General features: G+C 66.6%; 23 protein-coding genes. 7 read left to right on the forward strand and 16 right to left on the reverse strand.

All coding sequences use genetic code 11. The annotated features are described in order from the left end of the window. Window positions 1–71: 71 nt before the first annotated feature. Window positions 72–1,298 carry an acetylornithine transaminase gene (locus QOL57_RS08845; RefSeq protein ID WP_089236686.1) on the reverse strand — a complete coding sequence of 409 codons (1,227 nt, stop codon included), beginning with the start codon at window positions 1,296–1,298 and terminating at the stop codon, window positions 72–74. A 63-nt stretch (window positions 1,299–1,361) separates the two neighbouring features. On the opposite strand from QOL57_RS08845, the gene QOL57_RS08850 reads away from it, so the two are divergent. Beyond that, window positions 1,362–2,234, forward strand: a complete 873-nt coding sequence (locus QOL57_RS08850) for an ion transporter (protein WP_089238093.1) — start codon at window positions 1,362–1,364, stop codon at window positions 2,232–2,234. 107 nt (window positions 2,235–2,341) lie between these two features. Here the strand turns inward: QOL57_RS08850 and QOL57_RS08855 are convergent, their stop codons facing one another. The 3 genes from QOL57_RS08855 to QOL57_RS08865 all read right to left on the reverse strand — a co-directional run bounded on the left by QOL57_RS08855 (window position 2,342) and on the right by QOL57_RS08865 (window position 5,352). Next, window positions 2,342–3,289, reverse strand: a complete 948-nt coding sequence (locus QOL57_RS08855; protein ID WP_089236687.1) for a YiiG family protein — start codon at window positions 3,287–3,289, stop codon at window positions 2,342–2,344. A 158-nt stretch (window positions 3,290–3,447) separates the two neighbouring features. After that, window positions 3,448–4,440, reverse strand: a complete 993-nt coding sequence (locus tag QOL57_RS08860; RefSeq protein ID WP_089236688.1) for a YiiG family protein — start codon at window positions 4,438–4,440, stop codon at window positions 3,448–3,450. Window positions 4,441–4,533: 93 nt separating this feature from the next. Further along, window positions 4,534–5,352 carry an NAD(P)-dependent oxidoreductase gene (locus tag QOL57_RS08865; RefSeq protein ID WP_089236689.1) on the reverse strand — a complete coding sequence of 273 codons (819 nt, stop codon included), beginning with the start codon at window positions 5,350–5,352 and terminating at the stop codon, window positions 4,534–4,536. Window positions 5,353–5,459: 107 nt separating this feature from the next. On the opposite strand from QOL57_RS08865, the gene QOL57_RS08870 reads away from it, so the two are divergent. Next, window positions 5,460–6,143: a hypothetical protein gene (locus QOL57_RS08870; protein WP_089236690.1), complete on the forward strand. Its 684-nt coding sequence runs from the start codon at window positions 5,460–5,462 to the stop codon at window positions 6,141–6,143. Window positions 6,144–6,187: 44 nt separating this feature from the next. Here QOL57_RS08870 and QOL57_RS08875 read toward each other — a convergent pair whose 3' ends face one another. Together QOL57_RS08875 and QOL57_RS08880 are read right to left on the reverse strand one after the other, a co-directional pair. Further along, window positions 6,188–6,676, reverse strand: coding sequence for a DUF2867 domain-containing protein (locus tag QOL57_RS08875; RefSeq protein ID WP_089236691.1), 489 nt, complete (start codon window positions 6,674–6,676; stop codon window positions 6,188–6,190). Beyond that, window positions 6,673–7,335: a serine/threonine-protein kinase gene (locus QOL57_RS08880; protein ID WP_089236692.1), complete on the reverse strand. Its 663-nt coding sequence runs from the start codon at window positions 7,333–7,335 to the stop codon at window positions 6,673–6,675. The genes QOL57_RS08875 and QOL57_RS08880 overlap by 4 nt, the downstream gene beginning before the upstream one ends. Before the next feature lie 85 nt (window positions 7,336–7,420). Here QOL57_RS08880 and QOL57_RS08885 point away from each other — a divergent pair, with 85 nt between their 5' ends. Further along, window positions 7,421–9,418: a bifunctional DedA family/phosphatase PAP2 family protein gene (locus QOL57_RS08885; protein WP_089236693.1), complete on the forward strand. Its 1,998-nt coding sequence runs from the start codon at window positions 7,421–7,423 to the stop codon at window positions 9,416–9,418. 256 nt (window positions 9,419–9,674) lie between these two features. On the opposite strand, the gene QOL57_RS08890 is transcribed toward QOL57_RS08885, so the two are convergent. The 3 genes from QOL57_RS08890 to QOL57_RS08900 all read right to left on the reverse strand — a co-directional run bounded on the left by QOL57_RS08890 (window position 9,675) and on the right by QOL57_RS08900 (window position 12,505). Next, window positions 9,675–10,253, reverse strand: a complete 579-nt coding sequence (locus QOL57_RS08890) for an LON peptidase substrate-binding domain-containing protein (protein WP_089236694.1) — start codon at window positions 10,251–10,253, stop codon at window positions 9,675–9,677. After that, window positions 10,250–11,614, reverse strand: a complete 1,365-nt coding sequence (mpl, locus tag QOL57_RS08895) for a UDP-N-acetylmuramate:L-alanyl-gamma-D-glutamyl-meso-diaminopimelate ligase (RefSeq protein ID WP_089236695.1) — start codon at window positions 11,612–11,614, stop codon at window positions 10,250–10,252. The genes QOL57_RS08890 and mpl overlap by 4 nt, the downstream gene beginning before the upstream one ends. Before the next feature lie 327 nt (window positions 11,615–11,941). Then, entirely contained in the window at window positions 11,942–12,505 is a 564-nt protein-coding gene (locus QOL57_RS08900; RefSeq protein WP_025874177.1) for an adenylate kinase, read from the reverse strand. 136 nt (window positions 12,506–12,641) lie between these two features. Between QOL57_RS08900 and QOL57_RS08905 the strand changes: the two genes are divergently transcribed. Together QOL57_RS08905 and QOL57_RS08910 are read left to right on the forward strand one after the other, a co-directional pair. Beyond that, window positions 12,642–13,898 carry a 6-phosphofructokinase gene (locus QOL57_RS08905; protein ID WP_089236696.1) on the forward strand — a complete coding sequence of 419 codons (1,257 nt, stop codon included), beginning with the start codon at window positions 12,642–12,644 and terminating at the stop codon, window positions 13,896–13,898. Window positions 13,899–13,928: 30 nt separating this feature from the next. Further along, a complete protein-coding gene (locus tag QOL57_RS08910) occupies window positions 13,929–14,318 on the forward strand; it encodes a DUF488 family protein (protein WP_089236697.1) in 390 nt (129 codons plus the stop codon). 69 nt (window positions 14,319–14,387) lie between these two features. Here the strand turns inward: QOL57_RS08910 and QOL57_RS08915 are convergent, their stop codons facing one another. After that, window positions 14,388–14,891: a hypothetical protein gene (locus QOL57_RS08915; protein WP_089236698.1), complete on the reverse strand. Its 504-nt coding sequence runs from the start codon at window positions 14,889–14,891 to the stop codon at window positions 14,388–14,390. 291 nt (window positions 14,892–15,182) lie between these two features. On the opposite strand from QOL57_RS08915, the gene QOL57_RS08920 reads away from it, so the two are divergent. Continuing rightward, window positions 15,183–17,210 carry a sodium-translocating pyrophosphatase gene (locus QOL57_RS08920; protein WP_089236699.1) on the forward strand — a complete coding sequence of 676 codons (2,028 nt, stop codon included), beginning with the start codon at window positions 15,183–15,185 and terminating at the stop codon, window positions 17,208–17,210. A 133-nt stretch (window positions 17,211–17,343) separates the two neighbouring features. Here the strand turns inward: QOL57_RS08920 and QOL57_RS08925 are convergent, their stop codons facing one another. The 5 genes from QOL57_RS08925 to QOL57_RS08945 are packed head-to-tail and all read right to left on the reverse strand — an operon-like array spanning window position 17,344 to window position 20,295. Next, window positions 17,344–18,063, reverse strand: a complete 720-nt coding sequence (locus tag QOL57_RS08925) for an energy transducer TonB (protein WP_089236700.1) — start codon at window positions 18,061–18,063, stop codon at window positions 17,344–17,346. Beyond that, the gene (gene exbD, locus QOL57_RS08930; RefSeq protein ID WP_089236701.1) at window positions 18,060–18,485 is read right to left on the reverse strand and encodes a TonB system transport protein ExbD; all 426 of its coding nucleotides are present in this window, start codon (window positions 18,483–18,485) and stop codon (window positions 18,060–18,062) included. Before exbD ends, QOL57_RS08925 begins: the two co-directional genes overlap by 4 nt. Before the next feature lie 8 nt (window positions 18,486–18,493). Next, complete coding sequence (gene exbB / locus QOL57_RS08935; protein WP_089236702.1) at window positions 18,494–19,222, reverse strand: tonB-system energizer ExbB; 729 nt, start codon at window positions 19,220–19,222, stop codon at window positions 18,494–18,496. Further along, window positions 19,209–19,676, reverse strand: coding sequence for a YbaN family protein (locus tag QOL57_RS08940; protein ID WP_089236703.1), 468 nt, complete (start codon window positions 19,674–19,676; stop codon window positions 19,209–19,211). Before QOL57_RS08940 ends, exbB begins: the two co-directional genes overlap by 14 nt. Before the next feature lie 31 nt (window positions 19,677–19,707). Next, the gene (locus tag QOL57_RS08945; RefSeq protein WP_089236704.1) at window positions 19,708–20,295 is read right to left on the reverse strand and encodes a biliverdin-producing heme oxygenase; all 588 of its coding nucleotides are present in this window, start codon (window positions 20,293–20,295) and stop codon (window positions 19,708–19,710) included. 108 nt (window positions 20,296–20,403) lie between these two features. On the opposite strand from QOL57_RS08945, the gene QOL57_RS08950 reads away from it, so the two are divergent. After that, a complete protein-coding gene (locus QOL57_RS08950; protein ID WP_089236705.1) occupies window positions 20,404–20,661 on the forward strand; it encodes a DUF2789 domain-containing protein in 258 nt (85 codons plus the stop codon). A gap of 166 nt (window positions 20,662–20,827) precedes the next feature. On the opposite strand, the gene QOL57_RS08955 is transcribed toward QOL57_RS08950, so the two are convergent. Next, window positions 20,828–23,743 (reverse strand): TonB-dependent receptor, encoded by a 2,916-nt coding sequence (locus QOL57_RS08955; protein WP_089236706.1) that lies wholly within the window; start codon window positions 23,741–23,743, stop codon window positions 20,828–20,830. Between the last annotated feature and the right edge of the window lie 34 nt (window positions 23,744–23,777).

Here is a 23,777-nt window from a genome sequence, read left to right on the forward strand (position 1 = left end):
CTACGGAGGTTCCGCAGCAGTAGGGTCGGATCCCTGTCCGCAGGGGAGGGATCCGACCCCGGCGTCGGAACTCAGCGCGCGGCGACGAACGCGGCAATCGCCGCGCGCAGGCGCTTCAGGCCTTCAGCCACTTCTTCGTCGGTGATGTTCAGCGACGGCACGAAGCGCAGCACATCCGGACCGGCCTGCAGGGTCAGCAGGCCCTGCTCGGCGGCGTGGTCGAGGATCGCCCCGGCCTGGCCGGCGAAATCCTTGCTCAGCACCGCGCCCAGCATCAGGCCGCGGCCGCGCACTTCGCTGAACACCTTGAACTCGTCGTTGATGCGGGCGAAACCATCGCGCAGCGCCTTCGACTGGCGGCTGACATTGGCGGCGATCTCGGCCGAGGCCAGCTTGCGCAGCGCCACGCGGGCGACGGCCGCGGCCAACGGATTGCCACCGAAGGTGGTGCCGTGGGCACCGAACTGCATGGTTTCGGCCACCTTCGGGCCGGCCAGCATCGCACCGATCGGGAAACCGCCACCGAGCGCCTTGGCCAGGGTCACCATGTCCGGCACCACGTCATCCTGCCAGTGCGCGAACAAGGTGCCGGTACGGCCCATGCCGGCCTGGATCTCGTCCAGCACCAGCAGTGCGTTGTGCTGGTCGCACAGTTCGCGCACGCGCTTGAGGAAACCGGACTTGGCCGGCATCACCCCGCCCTCGCCCTGGATCGGCTCCAGCATCACCGCCGCCACGTCACCGGCGGCCATCGCCGTTTCCAGCTGCACCTCGTCGTTGAAGTCGATGTAGCGGAAGCCACCCGGCAGCGGCTCGTAGCCTTCCTGGTACTTCGGCTGCGCGGTGGCGGTCACCGCGCCCATGGTGCGGCCATGGAAGCTGCCGCGGAAGGTGATGATGACCCGCTTGTCGGCCGGACGGCCCTGGCTGGAGGCCCACTTGCGGACCATCTTGATCGCCACTTCATTGGCTTCGGCGCCGGAGTTGCACAGGAACACACGCTCGGCGAAGCGGCTGGCCTTCACCAGTTCCTCGGCAAGGTGCAGCGGCGGCGCGCTGTAGAAGACGTTGCTGGTGTGCCACAGCTTGCCGGCCTGTTCGACCAGTGCGGCCACCAGGTCCGGGTCGTTGTGGCCCAGGCCGCACACGGCGATGCCGGCGGCCAGGTCGATGAACTCACGGCCCTGGCTGTCCCACACGCGGGCGCCCTGGCCTCGCTCCAGCACCACCTGGCGGGGCTTGTACACCGGCAGGTAGTAGTGCGACAGGGAGATCAGCGGATCGGTAGCGGCAGTCATGGCAGTCGGCAGGGTTCAGGAACGCCCATTCTCGCGCCGGAACCGGTGCGGCACAATGCACGCATGCGACCGTTTTCCGCCCCCCAGCTGAACCCCGCCACCGAGACCGGCTGGCGCCGCCGGTGGTTCGACATCATCTACCGCCACGACAGCCGGCCCTCGCGCAATTTCGACCTGCTGCTGGTGTACGCGATCATCGCCAGCGTGCTGGTGGTGATGTTCGACAGCGTGCAGCGTTTCCACATCGCCCACGCCGACTGGCTGTACGTGCTGGAATGGGGCTTCACCATCCTGTTCACCGCCGAATACGTGCTGCGCCTGGCGGTAGTGAAGCGACCGCTGCGCTATGCGGTGAGCATCTGGGGCATCATCGACCTGGCCTCGATCCTGCCGACCTACCTGTCGCTGTTCATTCCGGGTGCGCAGAGCCTGCTGGTGGTGCGCGCACTGCGCATCCTGCGCGTGTTCCGCATCCTCAAGCTGACCCGCTACATCGAAGAGAGCGGCGTGCTGATGCAGTCGCTGTGGCGCAGCCGGCGCAAGATCCTGCTGTTCCTGTTCACGGTGGTCACCATCACTATCATCGCCGGCACCCTGATGTACGTGATCGAGGGGCCGAACCATGGCTTCACCAGCATCCCCAGCAGCATGTACTGGGCGGTGGTGACGATGGCCACGGTCGGCTTTGGCGACATCGTGCCGCAGACCGTGCTCGGCCGCTTCGTCACCTCGGTGCTGATCCTGATCGGTTACAGCATCATCGCTGTGCCCACCGGCATCTACACCGCCGAGCTGGCCAGCACCATGCGCGATGCCGAACTGGCCGCGCGCCGCGATGCACGTGGCTGTCCGCACTGTGGGCTGGAAGGCCACGAACCTGATGCACGCCACTGCCGCAAGTGTGGCGGACCGTTGCCGGATACGTTCAGCCATTGACGCCGATGCCGGCCAGCGGCCGGCACTACCAATGCCTGCGGCAGTAGATCCACGCCATGCGTGGATGCAACATCCTGCATCCACGCACGGGAGGACAATCCGCCGGCTCAGTTCATGCGGTTGCTGGTGGTCACCAGGTCGTTGTAGGCCGCGACCACCTTCGATTGCGCCCCTTCGGGTGCAGAGATCATGCTTCCTTTCGCCTCAAGGTCGGCCTGCAATTCGCGTGGGGTGAACGGCTTGCCCGACGCCAACCGGTCGATACGGCGCCCGGCGTCGCGCACCAGCACATCGGCCGAGCGCTGCACATGTGCCCACATCGGGTTGTCCTTGCCAACGCCGGCATTCTGCATCTCGGCCAGCATCGCCTGGTAGGCGGCCAGCTGCCGCCGGGCCTCCGCCAGCTCCGGTTCGTCGCCCTTCAGGGCCATCACCAACTGCTTGCCGTCACCGACCATCCGCAGGTGGTAGTACGCAAGAGAACGGCCTTCGTCCGCTTCGATCTGCTTGAGCTGCGCGACACGGCGCTCCTGTTCGTTCATCTCCAGCGCCGCATCCAGCACTTCGCTGGCCTTGAAGAAATCGGCATACGCCTGCATCAGCGGGGCATGCTGGGTACGCATCCCTTCGCCGCTGTCGCGCCGATAGTCCTCGCGGGTGAAATAGCCGTCAGCGTGTTCGATCAACGCATACAACGACTGGAACGCCTTCTGGTAATGCCGCACCGGCTCATCGAGCGGCGTGGCTGGCGTCTTTGCCAAAGCATCGGTCAACGCTTGGCCACAGTACTCGACACGATGCGACAGCACCTTGCCCGGCGAGCGCGGCTGCGCTTCCTTGCCCGTCGGGCCCGCTTCGTGATCGCTGATCCAGGCGGTGTAGGTCTGGAAGCCGTCGTGGATGGGCTGTTCGACGCCGTTGTAGCACTCGATGTAGGCGTTGATCTTCTGCAGGCCGGGATCGGCTGCGGACAGTCCTGTCGATCCGTTGCAGCCAGAGAGGGCGGCGGCAGTGCCAAGCACAAGCAGAGAAAGTACACGCGCGGAAGAATTCAAATCGGTTCCTTGCAGATATGAGACGCCGCATATTCTCGCGCGCAGCGGCACAGCCCGCATACACGGGTCCCCGCGCCATTGAGGCGACGGGGCACTCCATCCTTCACGTCGCAATCAGCCTGCTCGAATGCGACAGAAGTTGCGTGCAGCACGCCGGGTCACTGGCGATTGCTCTGGAACACCAGTGCGTTGTAGATGTGCAGAAGGCGGCCGGCCGAGCCGCTCGGGGCCATCGACGGCGACGCAAGCATCCTCTGCTCGAAGACGGTGTAGGGAACCTTGCCGCTGACCCGCTGCAGCCGCTCCTTGCCTTCGCGGCGGAAGTTCTCGGCCTCGCGTTCGAAGCTGTTCCAGTCCAGCTTGCCCGGCTCCTTATCGGCCACCTTGGCATGCGCTTCGTCGGAAATGCGGTTGAAGGCATCCAAGCGCTCCCGCGCCCTGGCCACGTCGAAGTCGTCCTCGCCCATCATGTCCATGATCGCTTTCGCTTCCAGCATCATCGCCAGACGGTAGTACTCGCGCGTGCGCCCTTCGGCCTGTTCCAGCGCTTTGAGCTGTTCGCGCTGGGCAGCGTCGTTCTGGCGCTCCAGTTCGGCGTTGAACGTTTCACTGGCAACCACGAAATCCTTGAAGGCGGTCATCAACGACGCATGCAGCTGCTTGCCCTTGGCAAACCTGTCGTCTTCGTAGTCCTGACGCTCGTAGTAGTCGTGGGCTTCCTTGCTGATCGGCACCAGTGCCTTCAGCGCCTGCTGGTACTGACCTGCAGCGGCATCAAGATCGGCAAGCGCCGGCTTGGCGGCGATCGCTTCGGACACGGGGGCGTCGCATTGCTTCATGTCGTAATCGCTGATCTCGAACGGTCCGTACACGTTCGTCTCGCGACCGCTCGGGCCGGCGTCCACGTCCTTGATCCAGCGCGTATAGGACTGGATGCTGCCGTGCGTTTTCGAATCAAGCGCGTTGAAGCAGCCGATGTAGGCGTTGAGCTTCGCGGTCAACTGCTGCTGGGCGTCGGCCGGCGCCGCGCTGGCCTCCGGCTTTGCGGAAGAACCCGCGCCGCCGCCGGCTGTGGGCGTCTTGTCGCCACAGGCGGCCAGGATCAACGACAACGAAGCGGCCAGCGCCGCAATGGAAAGAGTACGTGACATGGGCTCACATCCCTGTTGGAAACGATTACAGCCGCGCATTCTAGCGCAGCGGGCCGAGGCTGACAGCGCCCCCCCCGCTCCCGTAAACCAAGATCAATCCAGGAACAGATCCGGCAGCAACGGACGCGACGCATCCACCGCGTACCCGGAAAGATCGGTCACGCCGGCTTCGGCCAGCACCTCGTCATCGATCAGGAAACGGCCGTGGAAGCCGGCCCCCTCGCGCACCAGCACCGCATGTGCTGCATCGGCCATGATCTGCGGCGTGCGGCAGCCGCCGATGTCCACACCGGGAATCATGTTGATCGCATCGGTCGCAATGACCGTGCGCGGCCACAACGCATTGACCGCCACGCCCTGCGGGCCGAACTCGGCGGCCAGGCCGAGAGTGACGAAGCTCATGCCCATCTTCGCCAGCGTGTAGCCAGTGTGCGCGCCCCACCACTTTGGATCGAGGCTCGGCGGCGGTGCGAGGGTCAGGATGTGCGGGTTCGGCGCCTGCAGCAGGTACGGCAGGCAGGCCTGTGCGCAGAGGAAACTGCCGCGCGAATTGACCTGCTGCATCAGGTCGAAGCGCTTCATCGGCGTGTCCAGGGTGCCACGCAACCAGATGGCGCTGGCGTTGTTGACCAGAATGTCGATGCCACCGAAGGTGTCCACGGCGGCAGCAACGGCTGCCTGCACCTGGTCTTCCTCGCGGATGTCGCACTTCAGCGCCAGGCCCTGGCCACCCGCTGCGGTCACCGCCTCGGCGGCAGTGTGGATGGTGCCCGGCAGCTTCGGATTGGGCACCGACGACTTGGCGGCAATGGCGACGTTGGCGCCATCGCGCGCGGCGCGCAACGCGATGGCCAGGCCGATGCCACGCGAGGCACCGGTGATGAAAAGGGTTTTGCCCTGCAGACTGCCCACGTTCCACACTCCAGCGTATGCAATGAGCCGCTAGTATGCCGCGCCGACGCGGAGTTCACCGCACGTTGACGATACTGGCGCCCCGGTCACTGCACGAGGTCCATGCCATGCGCTGTTCCCGCCTGTTGTTGCCTGCCCTGAGCCTGGCCCTGCTTGCTGCCTGCCAGGGCCGCTCGCCTGAACCCGGCAGCGCGCCGGCCAAGGATGACGCCGCCAGCGTCGACAAGGCGGCCGGTGATGGCAAGCTGCGCTGGAGCGAGGCCGTTGTCTGGGATGGCGACCTCAACGCCTGCCGCCAGGGCGACAGCGCGGCCACCCGCGATTGCCTGCGTGATGCGATGCGTGCCGGCGGCGCCAGTGCCGATGCAGTCACCGCCGCCGAACAGCTCTCCACCGGTGGCGAACTGGCCTACGTGACCGCCTGGCATGAACATGACGGCCTGGGCGTGGCCACCGTCGAATACCCGTTCCGCGCCAACACCAATGAAGGCACCCGCCTGGTCGATGCCGGAGGCAAGCGTATCGACGTGGATGCGGTGCAGCTGGACGACACGCTGCGCGCCGATCCCGGCGTGCAGGAGGTGCTGAAGGCGAACCCGCAGGCCACGCCGTTCGCGCCGGCGCAGGCCGCGGGTACCGCGCCGCTGGACGGTGGTGGCATCCGCCTGCTGTACCGCACGCCGCTGCGCGACTGCCATGCGTGCCCGGATGTGGGGCAGCTGCAGATCGGCTATGACTTCGATGGCAAGCGCAACTTCATCGGCCAGCAGGTGGTGCCGGTGACGCCGTAGCAGGCTGCGCCACGCCACAACGCGCATCCACGCATGGCGTGGATCTACTGATACCCGCGCGCCTGCTTGCTCAGCAGGTGCGGCGCGATCCATCGATGCACCGGTGCGACCGGCAGCATGTACAGGCGGCCGAACGCGTTGTGGGTGTGCACCACCGTTGCCACTTCCAACGCATCGCCATGCCACTGCAGCGCCAGCTGCACGCGCAGATGGCGGTCGTCGTCCTCCAGCACGATGGCATCTTCGCCCAGCGCCTGCAGGGTGAAGATGCCAAGGCGTTGCCCGGGCTGTGGATCGACGGTCTGCTGCACCGCGCGCAGCGAGCCGAGATCCTTCATGCGCAGCAGCCGCATGCCACGGTTGCGCAGGCCCATCAGCCCGTCGAACCAGCCCGGCACCGCCGCTGCCATATCGCGGTAGGCCTGCAGCGCCGAACGCCCGTTGCGCGGCGCCGCCTCTTGGCAGGCATGGACGAAATCGGCACCCGGCAGTTGCGAACGCAGCACACTGCCTTCGCTCAGCAGCGTGCTCACGGCTTGGGCCCCTGCCCTTCGTTGTCTTCCCAATGCAGGATGCGGCGGGTGACGAAGCGGTAGACCGGCTTGCCGGTGGCGAACCAGAGGTCGCGCACCCACGAGGTGCGCTTGAGCACGCGCTTCTCCACCGGCGTCAGCGACTCCCGGCAGTACATGCGCTTGTGCTTGAGCAGGTGGCGCAGGTCTTCGCGCGCCAGCAAGCGCATCCAGCGCGAGCGCGGGTCGCCGATCACCGCCAGCTGGAAGTCGATCAGCGCCGGGCGCCCGTCCTCGGTCACCAGCCAATTGGCTTCCTTGGCCAGGTCGTTGTGGGCCACACCGCGCCGATGCAGCTGTTGCAGCAGGCGGCGCGCGGCGCGGAACCAGGCCACGTCACCGCGCGGCGGGCGCTGGTACATCGCGTCACCGGCCATGAAGCTGCGGTCCAGGTGGCGGCCGCTCCAGTCCAGCAGTTGCGGCACGTCGGCCATGCCGTGGATGTGCTTCAGCGCGCGCGCTTCGCGCCGCGCCAGCCACCACGCAGGCAGCCGCAGCCACAGCGGCGTGGCCCCCAGATCGCGGCGCACGAAGGGGCCTTCCAGGCCCTGCACGAGGAGGATCCGGCCAAAGCTGTCGGCCTTCAGTGCATGCGTTGGCGCGTCGTTGGATACAGGCATGGCGACATTCTAGGCGATGCCGATGGTTGCAAACGGTCACCAAGCGGCTGGGAACCAGTCACCTTCACGCCCCTATAATCAGGAAATGGACTCTTCATGGATCGACGCCACCCTCGCGTGGATTGCCGCTCATCCCGTGTTGGCGGGTGCGGTCATCTTTCTGATCGCCTTCTGCGATGCGGTCATCATTCTTGGCGCCATCGTGCCGGCGCTGCCGTTGCTGTTTGCCGTCGGCGTGTTCATCGGCCTGGGCCAGATCTCCGGACCGTATGCGGTTGCGGCTGCGGCGCTGGGTGCGTTCGCCGGTGATGGCATCAGCTACTGGATAGGCCGGCGCTGGGGCGACCGCCTGCGCGGCGTCTGGCCGTTCAGCCGCTACCCGCAGCTGCTCGACCGCGGCGAAAACCTGTTCCGCCGCAATGCATTCAAGAGCATCCTGATCGCCCGCTATGTCGGTGCCATCCGCCCATTCGTGCCCGCCATCGCCGGCATGATGAAGATGCCCACCAGCCGTTATGTGCAGGCCAGTGGCATCGCCAGTATTTCCTGGGCTGTGCTGTTCCTGGCCCCGGGCTGGATCCTCGGCGAAGCCTACGACACCGTCGCTGCAGTTGCCGGCCGGCTGGTCGTGGTGGCCGGCCTGCTGGCGGTGATCCTCAGCCTGGTCTGGGCCATCGTGCTGTACGGCTATCGCTGGTCGGCCGCGCGCATGGACAACTGGCTGGCCCGCCTGCTCGACTGGTCCAACCGGCACCCGACACTCGGTCGCTACACCGTCGGCGTGCTCGACCCGAAGCGCCGCGAGTCGGTACCGCTGGCGATGCTGGCGCTGATGCTGCTGCTGTTGGGCTGGGGCTGGTTCGCCCTGTTGACCGTGGTGGTCGCCCATGGCGAGCCCCTTGCGGTGGATCTTCTGGTGCACCAGGCAATGCTGGCCCTGCGCAATCCGCTGGCCGATTACCCGATGGCCGCGTTGGCGTCGTTGGGCGCATGGCAGGTGCTGCTGCCGGCAACCGCTGCAGCGATGGGCTACCTGATCTGGCGCCGGCGCTGGATGGCGGCCGCCCATTGGCTGGCCGCATTGGCCTTCGGCCTGGCCCTGACCAAACTGCTCGGCGCCACCGTCGATGTGGTGCGCCCGATCGATGCCAGCAGTGGCTTCGGCTTCCCGTCGGTGTCGGTGACCATGGCCACCATCACCTTCGGCTTCTTCGCGGTGCTGATCGCCCGCGAAATGCCCGGCCGCACCCGCGTCTGGCCGTACTTGGTATCGGGCATCGTGGTCAGCCTGATCGGCTTCTCGCGCTTGTACCTGGGCGCGCACTGGCTGAGTGACGTCATCGGCGGCATGTTGTTCGGCACGTTCTGGCTGCTGGTGCTGGGCATCGCCTACCGCCGCCGCTTCAACCGCTCGTTCTGGGTCAAGCCGGTGGCCTGGCTGTTCTACGGCGTCTTCGCGGTGGCGGCGATGTGGTACGCGCCGCGCAACATCGCCATCAAGCTGGAACGCTTCGAGCCGACCCTTCCGGCGCCGCTGGCGATGGACGCGCAGGCCTGGTGGCAGCACGACTGGGCAAAGCTGCCGGCACGCCGCAACGAATTCGACGATGACCAGCGCTGGCCGCTGGACGTGCAGGTGGCCGGTCCGTTGGCGCAGCTGCAGGCGCAGCTGGAAGCGCGCGGCTGGCAGGTGCAGGCCCAGGCCGGCTGGCAGGAAGCGCTGCTGATGCTGGACAAGAACACCGGCGCCGATGAACTGCCGGTGCTGCCGGCGACGCTGGATACGCGCGTCGAAGCGCTGCTGATGGTGCGCCAGGGCGCGCAGGCCGATGAGCGCTACGTGCTGCGCCTGTGGCAGGCCCCAGCGCAGCTGCAGCCGGGCGACACCCCGTTGTGGCTGGGCAGCGCACAGACGCTGCGCTACGAGCGTCACTTCCAGTGGATCGGCATGTGGCACCCGGTACGCGGGATCGATCCGGCGTTGAACGCTGTGAAGGAAGCGGTACAGGCGCTGCCTCAGCAGGAAGCCGTGCACCCGGAGACCGGCCTGCCGGTGCTGCGGTTGAAGACCACCGCGCCCTGATGGATCCGCCGGGCATGGCCCGGCGCTACCGTCCCCGCTTTGGTAGACGCCAACCTTGGTTGGCGCTTTCGGGCAAAGGCCGCCAACCAAGGTTGGCATCTACCGGTTCTGTCCTGATGGATCCGCCGGGCATGGCCCGGCGCTACCGTCCCCGCTCTGGTAGTCGCCAACCTTGGTTGGCATCTACCGGTTCTGGCTTGGTTGGCATCTACCGGTTCCGTTTTGGTGGGCGGCTGCCGGTCTCGGCGTTCCGTCGTTACGGCATCCAGCCCAGCAGCTGCTGCAGGCGCTGGTGCGGGTCGTCCAGCTGCAGCAACTGCAGGCGCTGCTGTTCGCTCAGCGGCAGCAGTTCGCCCAGCCGCCAGCTGACCCAGCTGGCCTGGTCCATCAAGGCCGGCGTGGCCGGTGCGAATGCCGTGCCCGCCTGCTCGATGATGTGGTCCAGTACCGTCGCCAGCAGCGCATGCTGCGGACGCAGTTCGTCATCGGGATCCTCATCGCACCAGCGCACATCGGCCACCACCAGCCCGTTGTCGCGCACGCGCGTGCGCTCGACATGGAAACGGCGGGTGCCGCGCAATCGCAGCTGCAGCACGCCATCGGCGCCGACGTCGAAATCCTCGATCTTCACCTGCACGCCGAAGGCGGCCGGCGTTGCCGGCGCTCCCACTTCGTGCCCTTCCAGGATCAGGCAGACACCGAAACCTTCGCCGCTGCGCCCAGTTTCGCGGACCAGATCCAGGTAGCGCGGCTCGAAGACGCGCAGGCCGATGGCCGCTCCCGGAAGCAGCGTCGTATGCAGCGGGAACAGCGGCAGCGAACCCTCACCGCTCATCGTGCCTGCAGTCCTGCCAGGAAGCGGCGCGGTGCGCCGTCGAAGCCACCGTTGGACATGAACACCACATGGTCGCCGCTGCGCACGTCGGACTGCAGCTGCGCCAACAGCGCATCGGTATCGGCCACCGCATGTGCCTGTCCACGCACTGCCGCGATCACCGCTGCCGCATCCCAGGCCAGCTCCGGGCGGTGCAGGAACACCACCTCGTCGGCCAGCGCCAATGACGGTGCCAGCGCTTGGGCATGGGCCCCCAGCCGCATCGAATTGCTGCGCGGCTCCATCGCCACCACGATGCGCGCATCACCGACCTTGGCACGCAGGCCTTCGAGGGTGGTCGCAATCGCGGTCGGGTGGTGGGCGAAGTCGTCGTAGACGGTGATGCCATCGTGGTTGCCGATCACTTCCATGCGGCGCTTGACGCTGCGGAAGCGCGCCAGCGCCGGGATCACCTCGGCTGGCGCGACACCCACTGCGTGCGCAGCGGCCAGTGCAGCCAGGCCATTGAGCACGTTGTGCCGGCCCAGCAGCGACCACTGCACATCGCCCAGCGCCTGCCCGCGATGGTGGACGCGGAACGCACTGCCATCGGCGGCCAGCAACTCGGCATGCCATTCCAGCGACGGATCGAAACCGAAGCGCTCGACCGGGGTCCAGCAGCCCATCGCCAGCACTTCGGCCAGGTGCGCGTCTTCGCCGTTGACGATCAGGCGGCCGCGCGCCGGCACGGTACGCACCAGGTGGTGGAACTGGCGCTGGATCGCCGCCACATCGGGGAAGATGTCGGCGTGGTCGTATTCGAGGTTGTTGAGGATCGCCACCAGCGGCCGGTAGTGCACGAACTTGCTGCGCTTGTCGAAGAACGCGGTGTCGTACTCGTCGGCTTCGACAACGAATTCGCGGCCCTGGCCCAACCGGGCAGACACGCCGAAGTCCTCGGCCACGCCGCCGATCAGGAAGCCGGGGGAGCGGCCGGCATTCTCCAGCAGCCAGGTCAGGATGGTGGTGGTGGTGGTCTTGCCATGGGTGCCGGCCACGGCCAGGGTGTCGCGGCCCGGCAGGACCTGCTCGGACAGCCACTGGGCGCCGGAAATGTAGCGCTGGCCGGCATCCAGCACGGCTTCCACGGCCGGATTGCCGCGCGACAGCGCGTTGCCGATCACCACCTGCGCGGTGCCTTCCGGCACGCTGTCGGCGCGGTAGCCTTGGTCCAGGGTGATGCCCAGCTGCTCGAGCTGGGTCGACATCGGCGGATAGATGGCCTGGTCGCTGCCGCTGACCGTGTGGCCCAGTTCCCGCGCCAGGGCGGCCACGCCACCCATGAAGGTGCCGGCGATTGCAAGGATATGTACGCTGCTCATGACCGGGGATTGTGACCGATCACGGCTGTATAGGGCCATTGTCGGCAACAGGGTAAGAGAACCCCTACAGTCACTGTGAGAAAACTCCAACCGCATGTCAGGGAATTCCCGATAGCGATGTTCTGTGAACCCGGACACAATTCAGGATGCCAGCCGCAGTACCCGAACCGGTCCTACTCCCCAAGAGGCCATCCCCAAGGGAGCTCATGCTGTGGGGGCCCTGAGCAAGCCCTTTGCTGGCACCTATGAAACGAAACAGGCCTGATCCTCGCGGATCAGGCCTGTTTTTTTGCGCCTGCGGCGGCCGGCATTGACCGGCCAGCCGGGTCAGCGCTTGATCGCCGCCAGGATGCGGGCTTCGATCTCGTCGAGCTCGCCGACGCCATCGACGCGGGCCAGGGTGCCACGGCCAGCGTAGAAGTCGACCACCGGAGCGGTCTGCTCGGTGTAGACCTGCAGGCGCTTGCGCACCGATTCCGGATTGTCGTCGGCGCGGCCCTGTTCCTGCGCACGGCCAGCGATACGCTCGACCAGCAGTTCGGTGGCCACATCCAGCTGCACCACGGCATCGAGCGGCTGGCCAATCTCGGCCAGCATGCCGTCCAGCGCGTTGGCCTGGGCCACATTGCGCGGATAGCCGTCAAGGATGAAGCCCTTGGCGACATCGGCCTGGGCCAGGCGCGACTTCAGCATGCCCAGCAGGATCTCATCGGACACCAGGTTGCCGGCATCCATCACCGACTTGGCCTGCTTGCCCAGCTCGGAGCCGGCGGCGATTTCCGCGCGCAGCATGTCGCCGGTGGAAATGTGGGCGATCTCGAGCTTTTCCTTCAGGCGCGTCGCCTGTGTCCCCTTGCCCGAACCGGGCGGTCCCAACAGAACCAATCGCATTGACCTGACTCCAACGTGTTGAAAATAAAGAAGGTTCGCGTCCCGGACGGTCCGGTATCGCTGCACCGCAATAGCGCCACTTTAGCGCATCCGGGTAATGTCCCTGCAATGTCCCCTCCCCCGAGCAGGTAGAAGCATGCGCAATGGCACCCTCCTTTACGCCCAGTCCGGCGGCGTCACCGCCGTCATCAACGCCACGGCCGCAGCGGTGATCGAACAGGCCCGCGCCAAGGGAATCAAGGTCCTGGCCGCGCGCAACGGCATCCTTGGCGCCCTGCGCGAGGAGCTGATCGACACCAGCAAGGAGAGTGCTGCGGCCATCCGCGCCCTTGCCCACACCCCCGGCGGCGCGTTCGGCTCGTGCCGGGTCAAGCTGAAATCACTGGAGGCCGACCGTGCCCGTTACGACCGCCTGCTGGAGGTCCTGCGCGCCCACGACGTGCGCTGGTTCCTCTACAACGGCGGCAACGACTCGGCAGACACCGCCCTGAAGGTATCGCAGCTGGCAAAAAGCTCCGGCTACGACCTGACCTGCATCGGCGTGCCCAAGACCATCGACAACGACCTGGCGGTGACCGACACCTGCCCCGGCTTCGGTTCGGCGGCCAAGTACACGGCCGTGTCCGTACGCGAAGCGGCGTTCGACGTGGCGGCCATGGCCGAGACCTCCACCCGCGTCTTCATCTACGAGGCGATGGGCCGCCACGCCGGCTGGTTGGCCGCGGCCGCCGGCCTGGCCGGCACCGGCGAGGACGACGCCCCGCACATCATCCTGTTGCCCGAGCGCGCCTATGACGAGGCCGCGTTCCTGGCCAAGGTCAAGGCCGTGGTGGCGCGCGTGGGCTACTGCGTGGTGGTGGCGTCGGAAGGCATCGCCACCGCCGATGGCCGCTTCGTCGCCGACGCCGGCGGCGGCAAGGACTCCTTCGGCCATTCGCAGCTGGGCGGCGTGGCCGCGCATCTGGCCGGGCGGGTCAAGGACCAGCTGGGGCTGAAGGTGCACTGGGCCCTGCCCGACTACCTGCAGCGATCGGCCCGCCACCTGGCCAGCAAGACCGACTGGGAACAGGCCCAGGCGGTGGGCAAGGCGGCAGTGCAGCTGGCGCTGAAGGGACAGAACGGGGTGATGCCGGTGATCGTGCGCAGCAGCGATGCGCCGTATCGCTGGAAGATCGAAGCCGCACCCCTGTCGAAGATCGCCAACCATGAGAAGAAGATGCCGGCCAGCTTCATCCGCCGCGATGGATTCGGCATCACGGCCAAGGCGCGCGCCTACCTGCAGCCGTTGATCAAGGGCGAAGCACCGCTGCCCTACGGTAGCGATGGCCTGCCGAAGTACGTGACGCTGAAGAACGTCGCGGTGAAGCAGAAACTGCCAGCGTTCGAAGGCTGACCCCTTCGTCCCCTTTTTGCGAGGAATGCCATGGCGTTGCGTGTTGTTAGACTTGGCTCACCGCGTGCGCCCGGTGAAGGACTGCGCATCGGCACGGTGCGCCGCCCGCCGCGCGGTGTGCCGCGCAGCGAGTTCGCGAAGCAGGACTGGTACGACGTCTGGTTCCCGACACTGTCACCCAGCGCGGAGCTGGTGAAACAGGCGCACGAGGCGAAGACCGCCGCCGACTGGACGGCGTTCTTCCGTCACTACAAAGTCGAAATGAAGGCACCCGATGCGGCGCACGCGCTGGACCTGCTGGCGGCGCTGTCGCAGCACAGCGATATCGCGGTGGGCTGCTATTGCGAGGATGCAGCGCACTGCCACCGATCGGCACTGCGCGAGCTGCTGGTTGCGCGCGGGGCGAAACTGGCGGAGTGATCAATGGGCTGCCGGCCAGCGGCCGGCACTACCCAGATCTCTCTTCCCGCCATGCGTGGATGCTTGGCCTCAATTGCAGGCCTTGCCTTCCATCTGCAGCTGCGCGGCGAACATCGTCACCTGCGGGATCTTGCCGGCGGCGGCCTGCTTCTTGGCTTCTTCCAGATAGATGCGCGACTGTCCCTGCCCATCCAGCGCCTGGGCGTTGTTCACCGGCAGACGCCACACGCGCACCACCGCCTGCTGCGCCGGGCAGGCCGCATTCGGCACACGGATCACGTCATTGAGCTTCCAGCCCTTGTCGGCGCTCGGCTGTGCCTTGGCGTAGTCGACAAAGCGGGCGCGCGGCTGGCACTGCTCGCTGGTGCGCACCGCCGAGAAACGATAGGGCTCCGCGGCCTGGCCGGTGAACGCGCCTTCCAGGCGGGCACAGGCCTCGGGAATCTGCCGCAGCGTATGCACTGCACCGACCGCCTGCGGTGCACCGACCGCGCGCTGCAGTTCGGGTGCTTCCGCCGCGAAGGCAGGCAGGGCCGGGGCCAGAACGGCAAGCATCAACAGGGACGGGCGCATGGGGATTCTCCGACAGGACTGCGCGCAGGCTTGCAGAGGTTGGCTTAACGGGGTGCAAAGGCGCATCCATCGAGCAGCCGCTGCGCTCGCCGGGCGCGGCTAGTCGAGCATGGCTCGACTCTACAACTAGCCGGACGCATACTGCGGACACCAGGGAATGCTGAACACCGCCATACGTCGGACGACCACCAAGGTCGGTACGGGTTGGTTCCAGGCTGCAGCCCGTCGTCCCCCTCGTGGTGCAGTTCATCGCCACTGGATGCTTGTCCATCCATTCTGCGGAGGGGTCTAATGCTGGAACGTCACGGGCTGTCATTGGCGCTGGGCTGCGCCATTCTCGCGATCCTGTACGGAATCGTCTCGGCGCGCTGGATCCTGCGCCAACCCACCGGCAATGAACGCATGGTCGCCATCGCCACGGCCATCCAGGAAGGCGCGCGCGCCTACCTCAACCGCCAGTACCTGACCATCGGCATCGCCGGCGTGGTGCTGTTCGTGCTGGTCGGCATCTTCCTGAGCTGGTACACCGCGATCGGCTTCGCGGTCGGTGCGGTGCTGTCCGGCGCAGCGGGCTACATCGGCATGAACGTGTCGGTGCGCGCCAACGTACGTACCGCAGAGGCCGCGCGCCATGGCATCAGTGCGGCGATGGACGTTGCCTTCCGCGGCGGTGCGATCACCGGCATGCTGGTGGTCGGCCTGGGCCTGCTCGGCGTGGCCGGCTACTACGCACTGCTGCTGCGGCTGGGCCTGCCGATGGAACAGGCACTGCATGCACTGGTCGGCCTGGCCTTCGGTTCATCGCTGATCTCGATCTTCGCGCGCCTGGGCGGCGGCATCTTCACCAAGGGTGCCGATGTCGGCGCCGATCTGGTCGGCAAGGTCGAAGCGGGCATTCCCGAGGACGACCCGCGCAACCCGGCGGTGATCGCCGACAACGTCGGTGACAACGTGGGCGACTGCGCCGGCATGGCCGCCGACCTGTTTGAAACCTATGCGGTCACCGTGATCGCTACGATGCTGCTGGGTAGCCTGATGCTGGCCGAGGCCGGTGCCAATGCGGTGCTGTACCCGCTGGTGCTGGGCGGTGTGTCGATCATCGCTTCGATCATCGGCGCGCTGTTCGTGAAGGTGAAGCCCGGTGGCTCGATCATGGGCGCGCTGTACAAGGGCGTGATCGTCTCCGGCGTCCTCGCAGCGATCGCGTTCTATCCGATCACCACCGGGCTGATGGCCGACAACGTGCATGGTCCCATCGCGCTGTACGGCTGCGCGCTGATCGGCCTGGTCCTGACCGGCCTGATCGTATGGATCACCGAGTACTACACGGGCACCCAGTACAAGCCGGTGCAGCACGTGGCGCAGGCATCCACCACCGGACACGGCACCAACATCATCGCCGGCCTCGGTATCTCGATGAAGTCCACGGCGCTGCCGGTTATCGCCGTCTGTGTGGCGATCTGGGGCGCGCACGCGCTGGCTGGGTTGTACGGCATCGCCATCGCCGCCACCGCAATGCTGTCGATGGCGGGCATGATCGTCGCACTCGACGCCTACGGGCCGATCACCGACAACGCCGGCGGCATCGCCGAGATGGCCGAACTGCCCTCGGAGATCCGTGACATCACCGATCCGCTCGATGCGGTGGGCAACACCACCAAGGCGGTGACCAAGGGCTATGCCATCGGCTCGGCAGCACTGGCCGCGCTGGTGTTGTTCGCCGACTACACGCACAACCTGCAGGCGGCCAATCCCGGCCAGGAGTTCCGCTTCGACCTCAGCGACCACACGGTGATCATCGGCCTGCTGATCGGCGGCCTGATTCCCTATCTGTTCGGCGCGATGGCGATGGAAGCGGTCGGTCGCGCGGCTGGCGCGGTGGTGGAGGAGGTGCGGCGGCAGTTCCGCGAGATCCCCGGCATCATGCAGGGCACCGCCAAGCCGCAGTACGACAAGGCGGTGGACATGCTGACCCGCTCAGCGATCCGCGAAATGATCGTACCGTCGCTGCTGCCGGTGGCCGTGCCGGTGGTGGTCGGCCTGCTGCTGGGGCCACGCGCGCTGGGCGGGCTGCTGATCGGCACGATCGTCACCGGGCTGTTCGTGGCCATTTCGATGACCACCGGTGGCGGTGCCTGGGACAACGCCAAGAAGTACATCGAGGATGGCCACTTCGGCGGCAAGGGCAGCGAAGCGCACAAAGCAGCGGTGACCGGCGACACCGTGGGTGATCCGTACAAAGACACCGCCGGCCCGGCGATCAACCCGCTGATCAAGATCATCAACATCGTGGCGTTGTTGCTGGTGCCGCTGCTGTAGATCCACGCCATGCGTGGATGACGGCTCCGATGGGGTCGGAGCCCTTTCCCGCGGAAAGGGATCCGACCCCGCCGCCGGTCCACGGTGTTCCGGTAGATCCACGCCATGCGTGGATGGCCGACCCGGATGCCGATCACCGCCCGCGCAGGAAGAACGACACCGGCACCATCACGTCCACCGGGTCGCCGGCCACTTCGGCCGGCGGCGCCGGCACCGGGCTGGCGCGCTGCACGGTGTCCAGCGTCTCCTGGTCGAGCAGTGCGAAGCCGCTGCTGCGCTCGATGCGCGGCGCCGACACACGGCCGTCGCGGGCAACCGCAAAGCGCACATAGGCCACGCCCTGCTGGCGCAACCGTTCGGACTGGCGTGGATAGCGCCGATGCTGTTGCAGGTGTCCCAGCAGCAGCCCCTGCCAGGTGGCGCTGGCACTGCTGCGTTCGCCGGCCGTGGTACGCGGTGCAGCGTAACGTTCTGCTGGCTGTGCAGGAACGTCCGGTGGCGCCAGCGTGCGATCGACGTTGGCGTCCGCAGCTTCCTCTGTCGGCTTCGCAGGTGGCTCGAACGGGGCCGCAAGTTCCCCTTGTGGCAGCGCCGGCGCTTTGATCTGTTCGTGTTGCTTCGGCACGGTCACGCGCCGCTGCTGCTCCTGCTGCAATGGTCCGGCGGGCAGCGCGCGCGGCGGTACCGGCGGCGCCTGCGCGGCGGGCGCCAATTCCAGCATCAAGGCGGCAGGAGGTGCCACTGCTATGACCGGCGGCATGCGCGACGCCCACCACCACAGCGTACCGATCAGCACCGCATGTGCCAGCAGCACGATCGCCAGGCTGGTCGCCCAGCGCTGCAGCCCGCTCATCGAGCGCCCTGCTCCAACCCGACCAGGGCGACCTTCAGGTAACCGGCACTGCGCAGAGCATCCAGCGTCGCCATCAGGTCTCCATAGGAGACGCGCTGATCGGCACGCAGATAGAGACGCTGCGACGTATCGCCATGCGTTGCCGAGCGCAGCGCGTTGGCGAGGCCATCGCGTGCCACCGGCGCCTCGCCCACCCGCAGCGACAGGTCGGCCTGCACGGTCACATACACCGGCGCATTTTCTGTCGGCGTCGCCTGTGCACTGCTGGCGGGCAGCTGCACCGGCACCGACACCGTAGCCAACGGCGCGGCCACCATGAAGATGATCAACAGCACCAGCATCACGTCGATGAAGGGCGTGACATTGATCTCGTGGGCTTCTTCCGGGGTGTCATCGCGTCCGGATGCGGTCCTGATCGCCATGCCGTGCCTCAGTTCACTGCACGCAGCGTGCCTGCCGGCGCACGGCGTGCAGCCCGATCCAGATCACGCGACACCAGTTGCTGCACAGCTGCGGACAGATCGCCCAGCAGGCCGCGCAGGCCCGCCAGCACCCGGGTGAAGTGGTTGTAGACCAGTACCGCCGGGATCGCTGCGACCAGACCGAGCGCGGTAGCCAGCAGCGCCTCGGCGATGCCTGGCGCAACCACGGCCAGGTTGGTGGTGTTGCTGTGGGCAATGCCGATGAAGCTGTTCATGATGCCCCAGACGGTGCCGAACAGGCCCACGAACGGCGCCACCGCACCAATGCTGGCAAGCACGCCGATGCCACGACGCTGGTTGCGTGCGGTCTCCAGTTCCAGACGCTCCAGTCGTGACGCCACCCGCTCCTTGATTCCCTCGCGGTGATCAAGTTCCTGCGACAGATGCAGCTCGGTGCGCGCAGCATCCAGCATGGCGGCGGCGATGCTCTGCTGCAGTGCGGGCTCGCTACCTGCAACCGGCAGGCTGGGTGCCGACAGCAGCAGGCTTCGTGCGAGGCGCAGGGCGCGCGCCTGCCGGGCCAGTTCCCAGCCCTTGGCCAGCAGCACGGTCCAGGTGGCCAGCGAGGCTACAGCCAGGGCAATCATCACGCCCTTCACCACCACATCGGCAGCCAGGTACATGCCCCAGGGGGTCAGTGCGGGGGCGGCCATGGGAGCCAGATCAGCAGGCAGCATCGTCAGAGGTTCCATTGGAATCGGAAGAGGTGGCGCGACGGCGGGCAGCGCGCGGATCAGCAGCATCATCCACGCCCACCAGCGGCGCAGGATCAAAACGGGGCGCCGGTCGACTCAGGACATAGCCGGCACTGACGGCAAAGAACAGGCCAACGCCCAGCAGCAGGCGCCAGGACGGGTGTGCGCCCCAGCAGAACATCGCAAATCCCACCGCCATACCGGCGCTGGCGAACGCTTTGCCCTTGCGCGACACCGCGCCCTGCTCACGCCACAGGCGCAGCGAAGGGCCGTAGCGCGGATGCGCCAGCAGGCGCTGCTCGAACTTCGGCGAGCTGCGCGCGAAGCAGCCCACCGCCAGGATCAGGAAAATGGTGGTTGGCATTACCGGCAGCAACGCACCGATCACCCCGAGGCCGACCATCACCCAGCCCAGCGCGAACCAGAGCCAGCGCATCAGCCCTGCGCCTGCGCGCGGTAGGCGTTCATCAGGCGAATTCCACTTCGACATGTCCATGCACGCTGCGGAACGCAGCATCGGCGGCATCGATCACCTGCTGCTCCTGCTCGGCACTCAGTCGCACCGCGTCCAGCGCAGCGGTGAACTCACGCCAGTGGCGCGCGGCACCATCGGGATGCGCCGCCAGGTGACGCGCGCCGAAGTCGCGGTCCAGGCCGAGCCTGGCAGCCATTTTGTACAGCACGGTGCCCCCCAGGTTGGAGCCTTCGGCCACGTACAGCCAGCCCAGCGCTGCGGGCAGCGCCAGGTGCAACGGCAGTGCGGGGATGTCGGCGTCCGGCAGGGTCTGTTCCAGATCCTGCAGGTCACGTGCGACCTCTGTCAGGCGGCGGCGTTCACCGAGATCAGGCAGCAGTGCGTCCAGCGCAGGGTTGGCATACAGCGCATCGATGCTGCGGTGAAAGCGGTACTGCACGCGCAGGAAACGGGCGAAATTGCTGCGGTCGGCGAAGATGTCGCCGGCCATGATGCGCTTGTCCAGCGCACCGTGGCTGTCGCGGGTGGCGGCCTTCAACCGCAGGCTGCGGCTGTCTTCGGGAGCGATGTATGCGTTCATGGGGGAATGCCAAGAGGGTCGTCCTGCTGTAGACGTCTGCTGCGGGGGTTTCCCCAAGCCCGTGTGCGCCGATAATGGGCCATCCCCTTCTTCCACCCGGAACCGACGATGATCACCACCGAACCGCGCATGACCAACCTGTTCCTGCAGCTGGGCCTGGACGCCAGCGCCGAGGGCATCGCCCGCTTCATCCGCGAGCACCAGTTGGCCACCGATGTGGAAGTGGCCGAGGCACCCTACTGGAATGATGCCCAGCGCCAGTTCCTGAGCGAATCTCTGCAGGCCGATGCGGCGTGGACCACCGTGGTCGACGAACTGAACGAAGCGCTGCACGAAGCGGCGGTGAAGGCAGCGACCGGGTTGTAAGCGTTCGCCGGGCATGGCCCGGCGCTACCGATTGCATGACAAATGCGGTGCGGACCAAGGTCCGCACCCACCCTTGCAGATCGTCAGTAGATCCACGCCATGCGTGGATGGCCGGACCCGATGGGGTCAGAGCCCTTTCCGCAGGAAAGGGATCCGACCCCGCCGATCAGTACTTCCAGGTCAATGCCAGCCGCGCGGTGCGGCCTGGTGCCGGCATCACGCCCAGGGCAAGCGGGTCCAGATAGTAGCGGTCAGTCAGGTTGTCCACGCCCGCTTCCACCGACAACTGGTCGTTGAAGCTCCAGCTGGCGAACAGGTCGACCAGCGTGGTCGGCCGGTACAGCTGCTGGATCGCCGACAGGCCCACGTTCCAGTCCTTGTCCAGTTTGCTGATCGGACCCGCGTTGTGGACCACACGGGTGCCGAAGGTCAGGCGCTCGTCGAACAGGCGCGAGCCCAGGGTCAGGTTGACCATGTAGCGCGGCGGGTTCTGCGTGTTGGTGTATGAACCCTCGAAGCCACCGTCCACGCAGTTGGGCGTGTTGACCAGCTCGTCATTCTTCCGCTGTGCGCCGTAGGCACGACGCTCTGCGGCGATGTCCGGCGCGCAGGTCTTGGCCTTGAAGTAGTAGTGCGCGGACAGGTCGGCAAACACCTTGCCGCTGTCATAGCTGGACTGGAATTCCATGCCGGAGACCTTGAACTGGTCGACGTTGCGGATCAGGCCGGCCGACAGCGTGCGGTAGTCACGGGTGATCAGGTCATCGATGCGGGTATCGAAGTACGCCAGCTTCAGCGCCAGGCGGTCGCCGTTGGTGAACAGGTCGTAGCGGATGGTGCTGGCACCGACCTCCCAGCTGCGCGCACGTTCCGGCTTCAGTTCGCCCACCGGCTTGGCAGCGGTGAACAGGCCCAGCGTGGTCTCGAACAGGCTCGGCAGCTTGGTGCCTTCGGCGTACTTCACGTAGACCATGGTGTCTTCGCTGAAGCGATAGGCCACGCTGGCGGTCGGCGAGAACGCGGTGTCACGGCGGCGGATCGGCTGCGACCAGGTCCAGCTGACCGGCACTTCCAGATCCTGCGCCTTGCCAGCGTCGTAGAAGTTCCAGCCACCGATGTCGCCGACCGTGCCCTTCTTGTACGGCGAGGCCAGCAGCGATTCCTGGGTGAAATTGCCGTTCGCATCCGGATACCAGTTCAGCAGCGCAATGCGCTTTGCGCGCCACGACGGCAGCTTGGGGTTGCCGTTGAGCAGCTCGGTATAGCGGTACTGGCCCTGCACCTCGTAGGCGTCAGGGGTGGCCAGGCGGTTGCGGTCATGCACATCCACCCGGTTCCAGCGACCACCGGCCAACAGCTCCCAGTGTTCGTCGGGCTGCCACTTCAACGACGCCACGGCACTGTATTCCTTGCGCTCGGCATTGCGCAGGAAGCGGTTGTTGACCAGGTCGTCGTGCATGATCGGGCCGGAGCTGCCCGGGGCGATGTCTTCATCGCTGTAGGACAGGCCGTAATCGAGGGTGAAGCGGCCGGCACTGCTGTCGAACACCGAGGTGTTGCTGGCGTCCAGACCGAAGCGTTTCTGCCGCAACGGGTTGCGGTAGGCATCCTTGTAGCCGGGATTGCCGCTGAAGCTGGGTGCGTCGTACCACTCGGTACGGCGATCGAAGTACCACGGAGTGATGCCGGTCAGGCTGTTGTACATCACGCTGTCGGTGTCGGTGTACGAAGCGTTGACGCGCAGGTCGACCAGGTCGCTGTCCGGGTTGAAGCGGTAGCGCAGGCTGTAGCTGTCCATGTCGACGTGGCCTGGATCCCATTGCGGGATGCGGTCACGTTCGACGCGGATGATCTGCGACGCCATGATCTCGCCGGCGGTGCCTTCGTAGCGGCGATAGCCGGCTTCCAGCGTCTGCGCGTCGTCGATGCGCCAGGTGCCCTTGAGCAGGGTCGATTTCGAACGCGAGGACGTGTTGAACACTTCGGTGCGCGGCGGATTCAGTGGCGCCAGCGTGCGCCGGGTCTGCGGGAAGTCGTCGTAGCCATGCTTGCCGGAGAAGTAATTGCCGTTGTCGCGGTACGCGTAGGCAGCGACCAGATCGAAACGGTCCCAGTGACCTGCCGCAGCCACGTTGAAGAACTGGCTGCCGGTGGCGCTGCGATCAGTGCGCGGTACCGCACTGTAAGCCGGCAGGTTGTTGGCACTGGCGTTGGCCAAACCACCACGCACACGTACGCCGAAGTCGCGGCCCTCGCGCAGCACGTCACCGATCTTCAGCGTCTCCATTTCGACCACGCCACCGATACCACCAGAGGCGTTGGCCTGCAGGCTCGGGCCTTTGGTGATGGTCAGGCTGGAGATCAGGTCCGGATCGAGATAGGTGCGCTGCGACTGCCCGGCATAGCCCCGATAGGTGTCCATGCTGGACTGGCCACCGTCGATGATCACCGGTACGCGGCCCTGGCCCTGGATGCCGCGGATGTTGACGTCGAAGCCGTTGCCCACGCGCGGGTCTCCCGCAGTGACGCCGGCCACACCCTTGACGATGTCGCCGTTGGACGTACCGCGGAAACGCTCCAGCGCGACGCGGCCGATGGTGGTGGTCGAACCCACGCTGCGATAGCTGTCGAGCAGGCGCGCTTCGTCGCTGGAGGCGCCACTGTCAACACGGTCTCCCGCCACGCTGAGGGTATCGGTGACGATCACACCGCCCGTCTTGCCCGCCGCTGCGACCTCCAGTGTCACCGCATCGTCGCTTACCCGGCGCACGCTCAGGCCGCTGCCGCGCAGCAGACGTGCGAGGGCCTCGCCGGCTGACAGCGTGCCGCTGACCGGTTGCGAGATCACCCCCTTGGCCAGCGTGCTCGGATAGACCACCTGTACACCGGACTGGCGCATGTAGGCGCGCAGTGCATCGTCCAGCGGTTGTTTGCGAATATCGAAGTGCTGTACCGCAGCCGGGCCAGCGGTGCTGGACTGCGCCATCACGGTGGGGGTGGCGGTTGCCAGGCCGGCGGCCAGCAGCGCGATGCACAGACGGGACGGGCGCGGTGCGCGGCCCGGGCGGCGGAATTCGTACATGGGGGGAACCTGTCAGAGGAGCGTGGCCGCGGGC

Source organism: Stenotrophomonas sp. yr243 (assembly GCF_900184195.1).
GTDB lineage: Bacteria > Pseudomonadota > Gammaproteobacteria > Xanthomonadales > Xanthomonadaceae > Stenotrophomonas > Stenotrophomonas lactitubi.